Here is a 17,059-nt window from a genome sequence, read left to right as displayed (position 1 = left end):
CGCGAGCCCGCTCCCGCCGTGGGACGCGACGACGCAGGCAAGCGAGGGGTGGCGGTGCCGCGGCATCCGTTCCCCTACGCTGGGCGAATGATCCGGACGCGACGGCACCCGGCGGCGACGCAGTCCACGGCTCGCCTGGAGGCGTTCACGGACGGCGTCTTCGCGATCGCCGCGACCTTGCTGGTGCTGGATCTGACCACCCACCCGTTCGGCAAGGTCGCCACCGACGCCCAGATGTGGGCCGAGCTGGGCGGCATGTGGGAGCTGTTCCTGAACTTCGGGCTCAGTTTCGCGCTGCTGTGCCTGCTGTGGACCACGCACGTGCAGCAGTTCGAGCACATCGCCCGCGTGGATGCCACGCTGATCTGGCTCAACAACGCGCGGTTGCTGTTCATCGTGCTTGTCCCGTTCGCCACCAGCCTGACCACCGACTACTCCGAGTTCCTGGCCGGGCGTCTGCTCATGCCGGTCACCTTCTTCCTCGCGATCGTGTGCGGATGGCTGCAGTGGACGTGGGCGGTGCGCAATCGCGCCGTGATGCTTCCGGACATGTCGGAGGAGGATGTGCGGGCAGCGGCGCGGGCCGCGCTGAGCGCCGTTCTGATCTCGGGCGGGGTCGTCGTCCTGGCGCCGTGGGTGGGTTCGATCGCGTTCCTGCTGTTCGTCCTGGATGGTCCGCTGACCAGGGCGCTGCGCAGCCGCTGAGACCTCCCTCGCGCCGGATGCCGCTCCCGGCGTACCGTGGACGGCATGTGCCGCAACATCCACACCCTTCACAACTTCGAGCCGGCGGCGACCTCCGAAGAGGTGCACGCGGCCGCGCTGCAGTACGTCCGCAAGATCGCGGGCACGACCAAGCCGTCCAAGGCCAACCAGGAGGCCTTCGACCGCGCCGTGCACGAGATCGCGCACGTCACCGCGCACCTGCTCGAGGACCTCGTCGCGGTCGCCCCGCCCAAGAACCGCGAGGAGGAGGCCGCCAAGGCCCGCGCGCGGGCCGTCGCCTCCGGACGGTATTCGGCCGCGTAGCGGGCGCCCCCTTCCCGCGCTGCCCGCCGTTCCGGCGCTCCGCGCTGCCTCCCTTCCGGCGCTCCGCGCTGCCTCCCTTCCGGCTCGCCTGTCACGTTCTGCTCCTCGGGTCGGCGTGTTGTGACAGGTGAGCGGAGGGGGGTTTCGGTTCGCCTGTCACGTTCTGCTCCTCGGGTCGGCGTGTTGTGACAGGGGAGCGGAGAGGGGTTCCGGTTCGCCTGTCGCGTTCTGCCGCGCGGGTCGGCGTGTTGTGACAGGGGAGCCGAGGGTCGTGCAGAGAGGGAGGGATGCCGCGGTCGGCGCGGCAGGAACCGCCGTGGCCACCGCGGCCCGAACCGGCCCGGGTAGGCTGATCGTGTGAGCATGGAGATCGAGATCGGTCGCGCGAAGCGCGCGCGTCGCGCCTATACGTTCGACGACATCGCGGTCGTTCCGTCCCGCCGCACCCGCAACCCGGAGGACGTCTCCACCGCGTGGTCGATCGACGCGTTCCAATTCGACATCCCGGTCCTCGGTGCTCCGATGGACTCGGTCGTCAGCCCGGCCACCGCCATCATGCTCGGCCAGCTCGGCGGCCTGGGCGTACTGGATCTCGAGGGCCTGTGGACCCGCTACGACGACCCGGAGCCGTACCTCGCCGAGATCGCCGCCCTCGACGCCGGCGACGCCACGCAGCGGATGCAGGAGCTGTACTCCGAGCCGATCAAGCCCGAGCTGGTGCGCGATCGCCTCGCCGAGATCCGCGCGGGCGGCGTCACCGTAGCCGGCGCCCTGACTCCGCAGCGCACCCAGCAGCTGTACGAGACGGTCGTCGCGGCCGGCGTCGACCTGTTCGTGATCCGCGGCACGACCGTCTCGGCCGAGCACGTCTCCAGCGTCGAGACGCCCCTGAACCTGAAGAAGTTCATCTACGACCTGGACGTGCCGGTCATCGTCGGCGGCGCCTCGACCTACACCGCCGCCCTGCACCTGATGCGCACCGGCGCCGCGGGCGTGCTCGTCGGCTTCGGCGGAGGAGCGGCATCCACCACCCGCGCCACCCTCGGCATCCACGCGCCGATGGCCACCGCCGTCTCGGACGTGGCCGGGGCGCGACGCGACTACCTCGACGAGTCCGGCGGCCGCTACGTGCACGTCATCGCCGACGGCGGCGTGGGCACCTCGGGCGACATCGTCAAGGCGCTCGCCATGGGCGCGGATGCCGTCATGCTCGGCGTCGCGCTCTCGCGGGCCACCGATGCCCCCGGCCGCGGCTACCACTGGGGCGCCGAGGCGGTGCACTCGAAGCTGCCGCGCGGACGCCGTGTCCGCGTCGAGCAGGTCACCACGCTGGAGTCGGTGCTGTACGGTCCCGCGCCGGTGGCCGACGGCACCGCGAACCTGATCGGCGCGCTGCGCAAGTCGATGGCCACGACGGGATACTCCGACCTCAAGGAGTTCCAGCGGGTCGAGGTCGTCGTCGCCCCGTACAGCGCGGGATGACCAGCCCCGACCTGCCCGAGGTCTTTCCGCCGACGCTGCGCGAAGTCCTGCTGCGGCCGCAATGGATCGCGCTGCTGGCCCTGTGCCTGGTCGTGGCCGGTGTGTTCGCGTGGCTCGGGCAGTGGCAGCTCGGCCGCGCCGTCGACATGGATCCGACCCCGCCCGGCGCGACCGAGGAGGTGCGGCCGATCGCCGAGGTGGTGGAGCCGGGACAGTACCTGTCCGAGCCCCTCGTCGGCCAGCGCGTGACCGTTACCGGCACCTGGGTCCCGGACGACTTCATCATCGTCGCCTCCCGCTTCAACGACGGCGCCGAGGGGTACTGGGTCACCGGTCAGTTCCGGGTGGCCGGCGACGCCGCGGCGCCGGTATCGGTCGCGGTGGCGATCGGCTGGGCTCCCACGCTGGCCGAGGCGGAGGCCGCCGTGGAAGTGCTGAATCGGGATGCCGCGGCGCAGGACGCCGCCGAGACCCCACTCGCCATCACCGGCCGCCTCATCTCCGACGAGGGGACCGCGCTGCCGCCGAGCGGCGCCGACCCGTTCACGCTGACCCGGATGTCGCCCGCCGCGCTGCTGTCGCGGTGGCACGACGCGGACGGACTCAGCGTCTACCGGCAGTACGTCGCAGCCGAAGTGCCTCAGGGGCCGCTCGAGGCGATCTCCTCTCCCGCTCCGGAAGAGGGTTCGGACGTGAACTGGCTGAACATCTTCTACGCCGCCGAGTGGGCCGTCTTCGCCGGCTTCGCGTTCTACCTCTGGTACCGGCTGGCCCGCGACGCCTGGGAGAAGGAACTGGAAGACCTGGAGGATGCTGCGGCCGCGGCATCCGGTCCCGACGGACCCCCAGAATCCCGCGGGTAGACTGGGGATCATGCCCCGCGCCCCCAAACTCGCAACGTTTCCTGCGATCCGCGGAGCCCTGAAGTTCTACGAGATCTGCGCCATCATCACCGGTGTCGGCCTGCTCCTGCTGGTCGCCGAGATGATCCTGAAGTACACGCCGCTGCACCTCGAGCTCTTTGCCGGGGGCTCCGGAGGATTCCTCTGGCTGGCGCCGGTGATCGCCGGGCCGACGTGCGAGTGGTGGTCGCTGTTCGCGCCGATGACCAACGACTGCGAGATGATCTCGGCCGGCGACGGGTTTAACATCTCGCTGTTCATCCTCGTCGCGCACGGCTGGTTCTACGTCGTGTACCTCTTCTCCAGCTTCCGCATCTGGAGCCTGATGCGGTGGCCGTTCCCGCGCTTCATCATGCTCGCACTGGGCGGGGTCATACCCGCCCTGTCCTTCTTCATGGAGGCGCGCGTCGCGCGCGAGGTGAACGACTACCTCACCGCCCGAGAGGCCGCCGAAGCAGCACCCCCCACCCCCGTCACCGCAGCGGAAGGCTCCCGTTGACCCAGCAGACCCAGACTCCCGACCTGCCCGCGACGGAGACCGAACAGCGGCCCGTCCTGGTCGTCGACTTCGGCGCGCAGTACGCCCAGCTGATCGCCCGCCGCGTCCGCGAGGCCGGCGTGTACAGCGAGATCGTGCCGCACACCGCCACCGCGGCCGAGATCGCCGCGAAGAACCCGGTCGGGCTCATCCTCTCCGGCGGACCGTCCTCGGTGTACGAGCCGGGCGCTCCGTCGCTGGATTCGGGGGTGTTCGACCTCGGCGTGCCCACGCTCGGCATCTGCTACGGATTCCAGGTGATGGCCCAGGCCCTCGGCGGCGAGGTCGCCAACACCGGACTGCGCGAATACGGGGCGACGGATGCCGCGCTCTCCGGCGACGGCGGCGTACTGCTGTCGGGGCAGCCGTCCGCGCAGAACGTGTGGATGAGCCACGGCGACCAGGTCTCCAAAGCCCCGGACGGCTTCGACGTGCTCGCCTCGACCGCAGCGACCCCGGTCGCCGCGTTCGGCAGCGACGCACGGCGCATGTACGGCGTGCAATGGCACCCCGAGGTCAAGCACACCGACCACGGGCAGCGGGTCATCGAGAATTTCCTGCACAAGGCGGCCGGGCTCGCCGCCGATTGGAACAGCGGCAACGTCATCGCCGAGCAGGTCGCGCGCATCCGTGAGCAGATCGGCACCGGCCGTGTGATCTGCGGTCTGTCCGGCGGCGTCGATTCCGCCGTCGCGGCGGCGCTCGTGCACGAAGCCGTCGGCGACCAGTTGGTGTGCATCTTCGTCGACCACGGCCTGCTGCGAAAGAATGAGCGCGAGCAGGTCGAGCAGGACTACGTCGCCTCCACCGGCGTCCGCCTGGTGACCGTCGACGCCCGCGAGCAGTTCCTGAACGCGCTGGCCGGCGTGAGCGATCCCGAGCAGAAGCGCAAGATCATCGGCCGCGAGTTCATCCGCTCGTTCGAGGCGGCCGAGAAGACGCTGCTGGCCGAGGCGGCCGCCGACGGCGAGCCGATCCGCTTCCTGGTGCAGGGGACCCTCTACCCGGACGTCGTGGAATCCGGCGGCGGGTCCGGCACCGCGAACATCAAGTCCCACCACAACGTGGGCGGACTGCCCGAGGACCTCCAGTTCGAGCTCGTCGAGCCGCTCCGGGCGCTGTTCAAGGACGAGGTCCGCGCGATCGGACGCGAATTGGGCCTGCCCGAGGTGATCGTCGGCCGCCAGCCGTTTCCGGGCCCCGGCCTCGGCATCCGCATCGTGGGTGAGGTCACCGCTGACCGCCTCGAGATTCTGCGTGACGCCGACGCGATCGCCCGCGAAGAGCTGACCCGTGCCGGACTGGACTCGCAGATCTGGCAGTGCCCGGTCGTGCTGCTGGCCGACGTGCGCTCCGTCGGCGTGCAGGGCGATGGACGCACCTACGGTCACCCGATCGTGCTGCGCCCGGTCTCGTCCGAGGACGCGATGACCGCGGACTGGACCCGGCTGCCGTACGACGTGCTGGCCCGCATCTCCAACCGCATCACCAATGAGGTCCGCGAGGTCAACCGGGTCGTGCTCGATGTCACGAGCAAGCCCCCGGGGACGATCGAGTGGGAGTAGACACGGCCGGAGCGCGCTGAACCGGAACCCGCCGGACGCCATCCGGAACCCGCCGGACGCCATGCCGAATCGACGCGGGGCCTCCCGGTGAACTCACGCCGCACACGGGCCGCCATACCGGGCAGGATGGGGACCGTGACCGAGTCGACTGAATCCGAGCTGCCCGAGTCCGTGCCGCCGAAGACCGAGTTCCCGGATGCCGAGTACCTCATCCTCTCCAGTCGGCTGATTCCCGACCGGGACGGCGGCTATGCGCTGGCCGCGCTGGCGCGCGCGCGGCAGATGGCCGGGGCGGGCGTGCACGGCGGGCTCGGTCCGCTGCTGCTGACACTGGACCCCGGCACTCCCGCCGAGCACGCGCAGCACCGCGCCGCCTTCGCCGGCCGCGACCTGGTCGTGGACCCGCGCCGCATGCGGAACCTGTTCGACGAGGCCGCCGACCCGCGCGGGGGAGCGGCACCGTGGCTGCGCCGCGCGGCGCACCCGGGCGAACCCGACCCGGCCCTGACGTATCGCCAGGTCACCGATGCCGCGGGCCGACCGGTCGTGGGGCTTCCGGTGATCGACGGCGACCCGGACTGGCACGTCGCCACGGCGCCGGTCGCGGTATACGACGGGCGGGGCGGGGTCGTCGGCGTCGTCGACGGGTTCGGAGCCCTCTACCGGGCGTGGCTGGATTCCGTCGTGACGGAGCTGCGCGCCGGACGCGCGGATCGCCCCGTCGTGGTGCTGTGCGAGTCACGCCAGCTCGGGGAGCTGCTGGCCGGCTGGGAGGATCCCGCGCTGCGGCTCGTCCACGCGATCCACACGATCCATCTGGAGCCCCCGTTCACCCCGGACGCGCCGCTGAACGAGCTGTGGTCCCGGTGGTTCGGGCTCGCGGAGCGCTTCGACGCGGTGCTGTGGCCGACGGCGGCGCAGCGCGACGACGTGGAGGACCGGTTCGGCACCTCGCCCGTGCACGTCGTGGTGCCCAACGCGGTCCCGCCCGCGGCATCCGTCACTCCGCTCGCCGATCGTGTGCCCGGCCGCATCCTGATGCTCAATCGCCTGGCCCCCGGCAAGCGGATCGATGCCGCGATCCGCGCGCTCGCGGCCGTGCGCCGCGCCCTCCCCGATGCGACGCTGGACATCTATGGAGACGGGCCGGAGCGCGACCGGCTGCAGCAGCTGATCGACGAGCTGGGCCTGGACGCCCACGTTGTGCTGCGCGGCCTCACCGACGACCCGGGGCGCGCCCTGGACGAGGCGTCCGTGTTCCTGTCGACATCCGCGTTCGAGGGTCAGGGGCTCTCGATCGCCGAAGCTCTCGTGCACGGCTGCCCGGTCGTGGCGTTCGACGTGCGGTACGGCCCGCGCGATCTGCTCGCCCAGGGCGGCGGGATGCTGGTGCCCGACGGAGACGAGGACGCTCTGGCCGCCGCGCTGGTTGAGGTCCTCACGAACGTGGAGCTGCGTGCGCGCCTGACCGCCGAGGCCGTCGCGGCAGGCCGGACCGTCCATCCCGCGCATGCGATGGCTGCGCTCGCCCAGGCCGTGCAGGACGTGCTGGCCCGCCCGTCGCGGCGGGTCGCCGGCTGACCCGGCGTCGCCGTCTCCCGCCCCCCGTTCGGTGGCCGTACATGTACGGCCGCCCCCCCGTTCGGTGGTCGTACATGTACGCGCACAGAGAGGTTTGACGTACATCCAGGGCAAGTGAACAGGGGTGGATGCCGAGACCGGGGCGCGGGGAACGAGCGGACGACGCAGAGGCGAACCGGGCCCGCCGACCCGCTGAGGGCGGATCCGCCGGAGGCGGAAACCGCCGCACGGGCGGCGGTGGTGGCGCACGCTGGTGCCATGGCAGATGACGCAAAGATCCCGCAGTTCGGAGCCGAGGCTCGGCGCGAGCTGTTCCAGCAGCGCGTGCTCGTCCTGGACGGCCCGCTCGACGATGACAACGGCACCCTGATCGCGACACAGCTGCTGGCGCTGGCAGCCGAGGACGCGGCATCCGATATCGCTCTGTGGATCCACTCCCCGGGCGGGTCGGTGCCCTCGATGCTGGCGATCCGCGACGTGATGCGCCTGATCCCCAACGACGTCGCGACCCTCGCGCTCGGCCTGGCGTGCAGCGCCGGGCAGTTCCTGCTCTCGGCCGGAACGAAGGGAAAGCGCCACGCGCTCGCGCACGCGCGGATTCTGATGCATCAGGGCTCGGCCGGCATCGGCGGCTCCGCGGGCGAGGTCGAAGTGCAGGCCGATGACCTGCGGCACATGCGCGACACCGTCCTGGGGCTGATCGCCGAGGACACCGGCCAGCCCGTCCCGCGCATCTTCGAGGACTCGCTGCACGACCGCTGGTACACCGCCGCGCAGGCGCAGGAGTACGGCTTCATCGACGGAGTGGTCACGCACTTCGCGCAGGTCGTCCCGCAACGGCGGCGACCCGCCGGGCTCGGCGTGGGCGCGGCGGAGGTGGCGGCATGAGCGGGTACGCGATCCCGAACGTGGTGTCCCAGCATCCGCGCGGTGACCGCATCATGGATGTGTACTCGCACCTGCTCACCGAGCGGGTCGTGTATCTCGGAACCGCGATCGACGCGGGGGTCGCCAACGCGCTCATCGCGCAGCTGCTGCATCTGGATGCCGATAACCCGGACCGCGACATCCAGCTGTACATCAACTCCGAAGGCGGCGACCCCAGCGCGATGCTCGCCGTCTACGACACGATGCAGCACGTGCGGCCCGACATCGCCACGACCTGCGTCGGACAGGCGATCGGCGTCGGCGCGGTCATGCTGGCTGCCGGGACGACGGGCAAGCGCCCGTCCTGCCGCACGCGCGCGTGGTTCTGCATCAGCCCACGGGCCAGGGCCGCGGCGCGATCCCGGACCTGATCCTGCAGGCCGACGAGCTGGTGCGCGTGCGCGGCGAGGTCGAGCAGATCCTCGCGCGTCACTCCGGGCAGGCCCCCGCGAAGCTGCGCGCGGACACCGACCGTGACCGGGTGTTCACGGCGCAGGACGCGGTCGCCTACGGGCTGGCCGACCGCGTGCTGGACCGGCGGTAGCCCCCGCCGCGCGGGGGGTGCGACGTGGGTGCGGTTCCCCTGTCGCAACCTGCGCGGTCCCTCGGCGTGTTGTGACAGGGGAGCTGAGAGACGGATCAGCCCGACAGTCGCGTCCGAGCGCGCGGGCGCATAACTCCTGCATTTTCGGCACGCCGACCGCGACGCCGGCAGCTTTCCGCGGGTCAGGCGGGAACCGCCGCCGCGAAATGAAGGAGTTATGCGCTGATGCCGGCGGGCGGGGGCGATGGCGCGGGCCCCGGTCGGCGCCGACGTGGGCGCGGCCCGCCTGTCGCAACCTGCGCGGTCCCTCGGCGCACGGCGCGCGTGGGCGCTCGCCTGTCGCAAACTGCGCGTCCGCCCGGCGTGTTGTGACAGGGGAGCGGGGGGCACGGGGGAGCGGTTCGACGGCCGAGTCTTCGGGCGCGGGCGCGCAACTCCTGCAATTCCGCGCCCGCCACCGCGACTTCGGCGCTCGTTCCGCGGGGTCAGCGGGAAGCGCCGCCGCGAACTGAAGGAGTTATGCGCTACTGCGGCGCGCGCAGTCGCGCACGGCCACCTCGAGCATCAGTCCTCGCGGGGCACCGGCCACTCCTTGCCCGCCCATGGGTCGTAGTCGGCGATCAGCGGCTCCTGCGCCGGCCGCTCGGCCTCGGGGACATGCTGCAGGTTGATCCGCACGCGGTACCACAGCGAACTGGACCCGCGCATGCCGTCCACCAGGGTGTCGGCCGGGTGCAGTCGGTCCACGACATCCGGATGCCGCGCACTCCACTGTTCGAGCGCTGCGAGCGCCTCGGGCTTGGTCTTGGTGCGCGCGACCTCGATCAGCGGCATCGTCGACGCGCGCCGACCCGAGCCGTCGGCACCGCGCGGCGGCTTCTCGGCCGGCCCGAGCTCCTCGGCCAGCGCCAGCAGCCGGTCCAGCGAACCCGCTGCATCGTCGATCCCGGCGTGCGGGTCGCCGATCTGCGCGAAGCGCTCGGGCACGGTCAGGGCGGTGAACTCCTCGGGCCGGCGGACGCGCACTTCGTCCCAGTCCAGCGGCGTGGACACGCGTGCGTCCGGCAGCGGCCGGATCGAGTACGCGGACGCGACGGTGCGATCCTTCGCGTTCTGATTGAAGTCCACGAACACGCTCTCGCCCCGCTCCTCCTTCCACCACCGCGCCGTCGCAAGTCCCGGCGCGCGGTTCTCGACCTCGCGGGCCAGGGTCTCGGCCGCCAGCCGCACGTCACGGAAATCCCACTCCGGTGCGATCCGCACCAGGATGTGCAGCCCGCGCGAGCCGGACGTCTTCGGCCATCCGACGAGCCCGCAGTCGTCCAGGACCTCGCGCGCGACCATGGCGACATCGACGATCTGGGACCAGTCCACGCCGGGCATCGGATCCAGGTCGACGCGCAGCTCGTCGGGATGGTCCAGGTCCTCGGCGCGGACCGGGTGCGGGTTCAGATCCAGGCAGCCGAGGTTGACCACCCAAGCCAGGCCCGCGGCATCCCGGATCACCGCCTCCTCGGCCGACGTTCCCCTGGCGTAGTGCAGGGTGGCGGTGTCGATGAAGTCGGGGTGGTTCTCCGGCACCCGCTTCTGGAAGAACGCCTCCTGGTCGATGCCTTTGACGAACCGCTTCAGCACCATCGGACGGCCGCCGGCGCCGCGCAGCGCACCCGGCGCCACCGACAGGTAGTACTGCACGACATCGAGCTTGGTCAGCCCTGGCTGCGGGAACACCACCTTGTCGGGGCTGGAGATGCGCACCTCCCGGCCGTCGACGTCGATCATCTGCTCTTTGCGCGCGGGGCTCACCAGGCCCACGCTAGCGACGGGGGGATGCCGCGGCCAGGCCTTGACGGGGGCAGACCTGTTCGCACCGAACCCGCTGCGGGTCAGGCCACCAGCACCAGCGCGGTGCGCACGCCGACAGCCGCGTGGCCGGGCGCGCGGTCGCGGAGTTCGTCGACGACCGCGGCAGTGAGCTCCACCAGGGTGACTTCGAGGGCTCCGGCAACGGCGGCGATCATCTCGCTCGAGGGCTCCTTGAGCCCGCGCTCCATCTCGGACAGGTACTGCGGCGAGACACCGGCGCGCTCGGCGGTGTCCGCGAGCCGCTCGCCCCGGTCGTGACGGATCCGTCGCAGCTGCTCGCCGAGCGCGTCGCGCCACAGCGGCTCGGGCTCGCGCGGGAGGCGCTTCGTCGGCATCCGGATGATCTCGGCCATGGGCTCACGATAGAACCTCGTGGATGCCGTGACCGAGCGGTTCCGCTCTGAGCAGAACCACCCGCGGCCGAGTCAGAGCAGCAGCAGACCGCGGGCCGTGAGCCACACTGCGAAGACCACGGACGCCGCAGCCGAGATCGACAGGAGGACGCGGTGGAACAGGCTTCCCTCGCGGCGCATCCACGCCAGCACGAGCAGCACGATCAGCAGCACCGCGGCGCAGATCGCCGCGAACGGCAGCAGCAGCAGCGGCCAGGCCCCGGCCGGGAGCCCGATCGCGAGGATGATCGGCTCGGTGTTCGCCATCACGAGCGCGAGCCCGGCGACGTAGAGGAGATTCAGGCCGGCGGATGCCGCGGCCGCCAGCACCGTCCCGCCGGGGGCGTCGCCGCGCCGGCGGCGCAGCCAGAGCAGCCCGTACACCGCGGCGTAGATCAGCGTCGCAGCCAAGACGAGCACCGATGCGACCCCGACGCCGATCGTGATCGGGTCGCGGTCATGGATGACGTCCGATTCCAAGCGGTAGAGGGCCGATGTGGCGTGGATGTCGGTGGCGGTGAGGAAGTCCGGAGCGGTCATGTCCGCGATGCAGGTGGAGTCCGGTTCGACGGTCGGATCGTCCAGGAACCGCCCCGCGATCGTCGCGGCGCAGTCATCGACCCGGTTCGCCCACACGGCGCCGTGGCCCATGCCGGGGAACTCGTAGAGATAGTGCGCGGAAAGGGTGCTCGCTGCCGCTTCGCTCCACGCGCGCGGGGTGTGCGGGTCGTACGCCCCGTTGGTCAGGAGGGTGGGAATGCCGCTGACGACCGGGTCCGTCTCGATCGCGGACGCGGCCGGGACCGCCCACACTGCGCAGTCCTCGCGGAAGCCGTCGAACGGGGCGAAGTGCGACAGGATCGGGTCCGCTTCGCGTGCTGCCAGGATCGCCGCGTCGTCGTTGAACGGCGCTTCCTCGGCGCAGTCGATCGACAGCTGCAGGCCCTCGGTGATCCGGCCGCGCGCGTCGATGCTCCGCTGGGCGAGCGGGGCCGCCGCGTCGGTGTCGCCGTGTGCCAGCCGGTCGATGAGGAACGGGAGGATGCGCACGACCTCCGCGTCCTGGAACGCGTCGAACACGTCGCTGACGAGATCGGTGTCGTCTACGGTGAGGCGTGCCGGCGACCGGTCCTCGGGGCTCTTGACGGTCACGGTGAGGGGTGACTTCTCGGCGCGGTCCAGCACGGTGGCCAGCGACGCCTCGAGATCGGGATACAGCCTGGCGCAGTCCGCGTCGGCCGCGCAGTCGGCGGCGAGCGTGTCGAGGGCGGTGCGGAAGCCGGCGGGCATCTGCTCGTACTCGCGCACCTGCGGCGGGACGACTCCGTCCAGGATCACCGCACGCAGGCCCTGTGGCCGGTCGCGCATCACGGTCAGCGCGATCCGCGTGCCGTAGGACAGACCGTACAGGTTCCACTCGTCGTATCCGAGGGCGCTGCGAAGGTCGGTCAGGTCGGCAGCGCTTTCCGCGCTGGTGTACGCCGCGAGATTTCGTCCCTCCTCGATCAGACGGTCATGGCACTTCTGCAGCTGTGCCAGGCGGACCGTGGCCTCTTTCTCGCCGCTGAGCACGACGCCGTCCCTCACGAAGTGGGAGGTGTCCAGCTCGGGACAGTCCAGGGTGGGTTCGGCCAGCGCGTCGCCGCGCTGCTCGATGACGATGATGTCCCGGTTCTGCGACGCCCAGTCCGCGTGATCGAGGACATACGACAGCGAGTCGAGGCTGCCCGCTCCGGGCGCGCCCGTGGTGGGGAAGACGAGGGGGTCCTCTTCCGGATCATCGGATCTGCTGGCGATCACGGCGACCGGCAGCTGCACAGTCTTGGCCGGGTCGCTCCCCGGTGCGCGGCTCTCCGGCACGGTCAGGACGCCGCACGTGACGCGACGGTCGTCCTCGACCGGAACGTCGACCGGACATCCGGTCTCCTCCAGCTCATCGGCGATCAGACTCGACGGACGGAGGGGCGGATCGCTCGCTGCGGCCGGCGTCGGCAGTCCGCCGGTGAGAAGGACGCTGCCGGCGGCAACGAGCGCTGCGCCGAGAAGGGCGAGTGGATGCCGGCGCCTGTGGGCACGCGAGGCGGACGCATCCGCTGCCGGAGGGGCGGGCGCGTCGGACGTCGACGGGGCGGCGAGCGCGCGCGGCGCGATCATATGGTCACGATAGCGGCGATCTCAGGCAGCCGAGAGCGAAGCGCCGGTGCGGCGTGGCGCGCAACGAACGAGGGCCGCCCTTCCGGACGGCCCTCGTTGCGCTACTCGGTATAGACACGCAGCCGTGTCAACGCGCTGCGCGCATGACCCGGCTCGTGTCTAATTCGAGCCGCGGAGGATGGCGATGATTCGCAGGATCTCGACGTACAGCCAGACGACCGTCACCATGATGCCGAAGCCGCCGAGCCATCCGAACTTGCGGGGAGCGCCGTTGCGGACACCCTGCTGGATCGAGTCGAAGTCGAGCACGAGAGAGTACGCCGCCATGATGACGACGAAGACGCCGATGAGGACGCCCCACGGGATGCCGAAGAGGAAGCTCGGCTCGCTGCGCAGGCCGAACGCGCTGTCGGTGGCGCCGAAGAACATGAGGCCCAGGTTGACCAGCGAGAACACGAGGTAGCCGACCATCGCGATGAGGAAGATCTTGGTTGCCTTCTTCGACGCGCGGATCTTGCCGCTCGCGAAGAGGGCCAGCGTCACGCCGACGACGGCGAGGGTAGCGATGGTCGCCTGCAGGACGATGCCCGGAAAGATGAACTCGAAGAACGCGGAGATGCCGCCGACGAACAGTCCTTCCAGGGCTGCGTAAGCCATGATCAGTCCCGGACGGATCTTCTTCCGCGAGGTGAAGATGACCACCATCGACAGGACGAAACCGCCCAGCGCGCCGATCAGCCACGGTGCGATGGAGGGGCTCGGGTTGGCGGCGGTCACTCCGGCCATGGTCCAGACCCAGCCGACGACGGCTGTGACGACGAGGATCCCGAAGAGACCCAGGGTCTTCATCACGGTGTCCTCGACGGTCATCCGGTCCGTCTCGATGGCACCGGCGGGCGGGGCGGCGTACATGCCCTCCAGGTGCGCCTGCGCGGCGGCATCGGTGCCGGCGCGCTGCGCGGTGGCGAACTGCGTCTGCCCGCCCAGGGTCGCGGCCTGCGCGCCGCCCGGGTAGCTGTTCACAGCCTTGGAATCCTGGAAGGCCGGATTGTTGAACGCGGGGTTGTTGAGGGCCACTGCTCTCACACTCCAAGTCACGAGGTTGTCTCAGCACGGTGCTGTACCACTACGTTATCGGATGACCGCACCAGGACGCCGGTGCTGCGCTGTGAGAGGACTATGAGCAGTGCTCCCCGCGCCCGCGCTCGGAGCCCGCGGGTAGCCTGAATCGGTGCCTCGGACCCATCCACTCGTCATCGGCCATCGCGGAGCGCCCGGCTACCGGCCGGAGCATTCCCGATCGTCGTACGATCTTGCGCTGGCGATGGGCGTGGATGCGGTGGAGCCGGACGTGGTCGTCTCCAAGGACGGCGTCCTGGTCGTGCGGCACGAGAACGAGATCTCCGGCACCACCGACGTCGCCGACCGGCCTGAGTTCGCCGACCGGCGCACGACCAAGGCGGTGGACCACGTCGAGGTGACCGGATGGTTCACCGAGGACTTCACATGGGACGAGATCGCGACGCTGCGCTGCCGGGAGAGGCTGCCACAGCTGCGGCCCGCCAGCGCGGCCTTCGATGACCAGCAGCCGGTTCTTCGGCTGCGCGACGTTCTGGATCTGGTGCGCGCCGCGTCGCTGGAGCACCGGCGCGAGATCGGCGTGGTCCTGGAGATCAAGCACGCGACCTACTTCGACGCTGTGGGCTGGAGCGTCGCCGCGCTGGTCGAGGCGGAACTCACCGACGCGGGCTGGGCCCAGGGCGAGCTGCCGCTCACCATCGAGGCCTTCGAATCCACGGTGCTGCGCCAGGTGAGGGAACGCGGCATCCGGGCCTCGTACATCTATCTGCTCGAGGCGACGGGGCGTCCCTTCGATCTCGTCGCCGTTCTGGGCAAGGCCGCACCCACCTACAAGCAGACCGCGCGACCGGCCGGTCTGGACGGCCTGGCCGGCGAGATGGACGGGATCAGCGTGGACAAACGGATGATCCTCGCATCCGGCAAGCTCGGGCGCGCGACCGGGCCCTCCTCTCTCGTCGCCGACGCGCACACGCGCGGCCTGCGAGTCTTCACCTGGACATGCCGGCCGGAGAATGCGTTCCTGGCGGCGCACTATCGGGGGCGCGGTGGTCCGGCGGCATTCGGAGATTACGAGGGGGAGTGGGCGGTGCTGCGGGATGCCGGCGTCGACGGCGTGTTCGTCGATCACGCCGACCTCGGTGTGGAGTTCTTCCGGCGCTGAGCCGTACCGACCCGCCGGTCGGTCACTTCGGGTGGTCGTAGGTGCCGAACAGGCCCTTGCCGAACCGGACCACCGCGTCATACGCCTCGGCATACGTCGCGGGAGCCTTGCTGCCGGGATTGAAGCGGGCCAGCAGCAGTCCGGTCAGCCCCTGGGCGGGGGAGGTGAGCGGCCGGTCCTTGTGCTTCTTCGCCGCGGCGGCCGCGTCGTCCTCCTCGGGATTGCGCCCCGCGTACAGCGCCTGCGGCTGCGGCCACGTGTAGGGCTGGCGCGGCTCGGTGAGGTTGACGGAGTTGAAGATCGGGTTCGCGCTCTGATCCCGCAGCGTCAGCGGTGCCAGGCCGTGCTGGCGGCAGAGCGTGTTGATGACCGAGCCGTGGTGCATCTCGTCGTGGATCACGGTGTTCGCCGCGGTGTACGCGCTCACCACGATCGCCGGGACCCGCACGCCCAATCGGTCGAATGTGAACCCCATCTCGCCCGGCCCCGACCGGTCCGGCGGGGTGGCGGCAGGCGGGGGCACATGGTCGTAGGTGCCGCCGTGCTCGTCGAAGGTGATCACGAGAGCGGTGTTCATCGCGTTCGAGCCCTGCGCCGACGCGCTCGTGCGGATCGCGTCGTAGACGTCCTGCACGAGCCGGTCGCCCGCGCGCACGTCGGAGAGGGCGCTGTTGTAGACGGGGACCTTCTGGCCGTCGACATCGACGGTGTCTTCGTGCACCTTCGCGCCCCACGGCGGGTGCATGTCGTTGTGGTTGAACACCATGCGCGGCTCGATGAAGCTGTACGCGGGCAGGTCGCCGTTCTTCGCATCCTCGGCGAACTGGCCCATCTCGCGGAAATTGGTCTTCCAGTAGGGCTGCAGCACGGGCGAGTGCAGCAGCCCGGTGAGCGAGACCAGCTGCGAGCCGTCGTAGTAGATGCGCCAGGGGATGCCGGCATCCTCGAGCCGGTTGAAGATCGTAGGAGCCGCCGGACCGTTGATCCACTTGTAGTAGCCGTCGCCACCCTGATTGGTGACATAGCCGTTGGACGTGGACGCGTGGAAGAACAGACGGTTGCAGAACGTCTGCGACGGCACGGCCGCATGCCAGGCGTCGTAGACGGCGAACTCGCGGGCGAGGGTGGACAGCACCGGCATCATGGCGGGGCTGAACGATCCCATCGCCACGCGGTACTCCTCAGCCGTGGGCGCACGGCCCTTGTCGCGCGAGAAGTTGATCGCGAAATCCTGGACGAAGCCGGACATGTCGGCAGTGGCCGCCACCGGCGGCGTGTTGAACGGTGGCATCAGGCCGTGAGTGCGGATGTCCTCGTTGGTCTGCGGGTCGACGACCCCGAACAGCTGCGTGTTCACGTGCGGATAGGTCTCGCCGGGGTCGGGCTGAGGGGACTGCATGACCGTGTCGGTTGAGCCCTCGTAGACATATGCCGGAACCGCTTCGCCGTCGGGCCCGATATTCGAGTAGCTGCCCTGGGCGAGCCCGTCGAATTCGTCCGAGGACTTCTCATCGGCGGTGTACAGCCATCCGAGCATGTTGTCGAAACTGCGGTTCTCGAACATGACGACCACGACATGGTCGAAACCGGGCGTGGTGCGCGTGGGCAGCGGGGCGAACTCCGGGGGATGCGCGGTCGCCGCCGCCGTGAACGCGGCTCCGGCGGACCCGCCGATCGCGATGCCGGCCGCGCCGATGCCCGCGCGCCGCAGGAAGTCCCGCCGTGCCGAGTCGCGCGGTCGGTCGGCGCGTCCGTGATCCTGCGTGCTTGCGTTCACAACCATCCCCCTGCGCGCAATCCGGCCGTCAGTCTATCCACGTCGGTGCGGGCGGAGTGT

The 17,059-nt window shown here is 70.5% G+C and carries 14 protein-coding genes and 1 pseudogene; 10 read left to right on the top strand and 5 right to left on the bottom strand.

Translation table 11 applies throughout. The features are described from left to right. Positions 1-87: 87 nt before the first annotated feature. The 9 genes and pseudogenes from NQ152_RS11615 to NQ152_RS11575 all read left to right on the top strand — a co-directional run bounded on the left by NQ152_RS11615 (position 88) and on the right by NQ152_RS11575 (position 8,568). On the top strand, positions 88-705 hold the full coding sequence (locus NQ152_RS11615; RefSeq protein WP_257524081.1) for a TMEM175 family protein: 618 nt from the start codon (positions 88-90) through the stop codon (positions 703-705). 45 nt (positions 706-750) lie between these two features. After that, complete coding sequence (locus tag NQ152_RS11610) at positions 751-1,029, top strand: DUF2277 domain-containing protein (RefSeq protein WP_257501634.1); 279 nt, start codon at positions 751-753, stop codon at positions 1,027-1,029. A gap of 363 nt (positions 1,030-1,392) precedes the next feature. Further along, the gene (locus NQ152_RS11605) at positions 1,393-2,511 is read left to right on the top strand and encodes a GuaB3 family IMP dehydrogenase-related protein (protein WP_257501682.1); all 1,119 of its coding nucleotides are present in this window, start codon (positions 1,393-1,395) and stop codon (positions 2,509-2,511) included. Next, complete coding sequence (locus tag NQ152_RS11600; protein WP_257501635.1) at positions 2,508-3,374, top strand: SURF1 family protein; 867 nt, start codon at positions 2,508-2,510, stop codon at positions 3,372-3,374. Before NQ152_RS11605 ends, NQ152_RS11600 begins: the two co-directional genes overlap by 4 nt. 10 nt (positions 3,375-3,384) lie before the next feature. After that, entirely contained in the window at positions 3,385-3,912 is a 528-nt protein-coding gene (locus tag NQ152_RS11595) for a DUF3817 domain-containing protein (RefSeq protein ID WP_257524080.1), read from the top strand. Then, complete coding sequence (guaA, locus tag NQ152_RS11590) at positions 3,909-5,516, top strand: glutamine-hydrolyzing GMP synthase (protein ID WP_306815897.1); 1,608 nt, start codon at positions 3,909-3,911, stop codon at positions 5,514-5,516. Before NQ152_RS11595 ends, guaA begins: the two co-directional genes overlap by 4 nt. Positions 5,517-5,651: 135 nt before the next feature. Next, a complete protein-coding gene (locus tag NQ152_RS11585) occupies positions 5,652-7,097 on the top strand; it encodes a glycosyltransferase (RefSeq protein WP_257524079.1) in 1,446 nt (481 codons plus the stop codon). A 258-nt stretch (positions 7,098-7,355) separates the two neighbouring features. Continuing rightward, positions 7,356-7,985, top strand: a complete 630-nt coding sequence (locus tag NQ152_RS11580; protein WP_257524078.1) for a ClpP family protease — start codon at positions 7,356-7,358, stop codon at positions 7,983-7,985. A 59-nt stretch (positions 7,986-8,044) separates the two neighbouring features. Beyond that, positions 8,045-8,568, top strand: a pseudogene (locus tag NQ152_RS11575) (ClpP family protease). Between the two features lie 564 nt (positions 8,569-9,132). Here NQ152_RS11575 and ligD read toward each other — a convergent pair. The 4 genes from ligD to NQ152_RS11555 all read right to left on the bottom strand — a co-directional run bounded on the left by ligD (position 9,133) and on the right by NQ152_RS11555 (position 14,057). Next, on the bottom strand, positions 9,133-10,350 hold the full coding sequence (ligD, locus tag NQ152_RS11570) for a non-homologous end-joining DNA ligase (RefSeq protein WP_306815904.1): 1,218 nt from the start codon (positions 10,348-10,350) through the stop codon (positions 9,133-9,135). A gap of 104 nt (positions 10,351-10,454) precedes the next feature. Further along, positions 10,455-10,787 (bottom strand): helix-turn-helix domain-containing protein, encoded by a 333-nt coding sequence (locus NQ152_RS11565; RefSeq protein WP_257524076.1) that lies wholly within the window; start codon positions 10,785-10,787, stop codon positions 10,455-10,457. Between the two features lie 72 nt (positions 10,788-10,859). Further along, positions 10,860-12,980: an alpha/beta hydrolase gene (locus NQ152_RS11560; protein WP_257524075.1), complete on the bottom strand. Its 2,121-nt coding sequence runs from the start codon at positions 12,978-12,980 to the stop codon at positions 10,860-10,862. A gap of 159 nt (positions 12,981-13,139) precedes the next feature. Beyond that, complete coding sequence (locus NQ152_RS11555; protein WP_257501684.1) at positions 13,140-14,057, bottom strand: Bax inhibitor-1/YccA family protein; 918 nt, start codon at positions 14,055-14,057, stop codon at positions 13,140-13,142. 154 nt (positions 14,058-14,211) lie between these two features. On the opposite strand from NQ152_RS11555, the gene NQ152_RS11550 reads away from it, so the two are divergent. After that, complete coding sequence (locus NQ152_RS11550; RefSeq protein WP_257524074.1) at positions 14,212-15,222, top strand: glycerophosphodiester phosphodiesterase family protein; 1,011 nt, start codon at positions 14,212-14,214, stop codon at positions 15,220-15,222. A gap of 22 nt (positions 15,223-15,244) precedes the next feature. On the opposite strand, the gene NQ152_RS11545 is transcribed toward NQ152_RS11550, so the two are convergent. After that, positions 15,245-16,999, bottom strand: coding sequence for an alkaline phosphatase family protein (locus NQ152_RS11545; RefSeq protein ID WP_257524073.1), 1,755 nt, complete (start codon positions 16,997-16,999; stop codon positions 15,245-15,247). Between the last annotated feature and the right edge of the window lie 60 nt (positions 17,000-17,059).

Origin of the sequence: Microbacterium sp. zg.B48, from assembly GCF_024623505.1 — a bacterium.
Lineage (GTDB): Bacteria > Actinomycetota > Actinomycetes > Actinomycetales > Microbacteriaceae > Microbacterium.
This window is presented reverse-complemented; position numbering and strand designations above follow the sequence as displayed.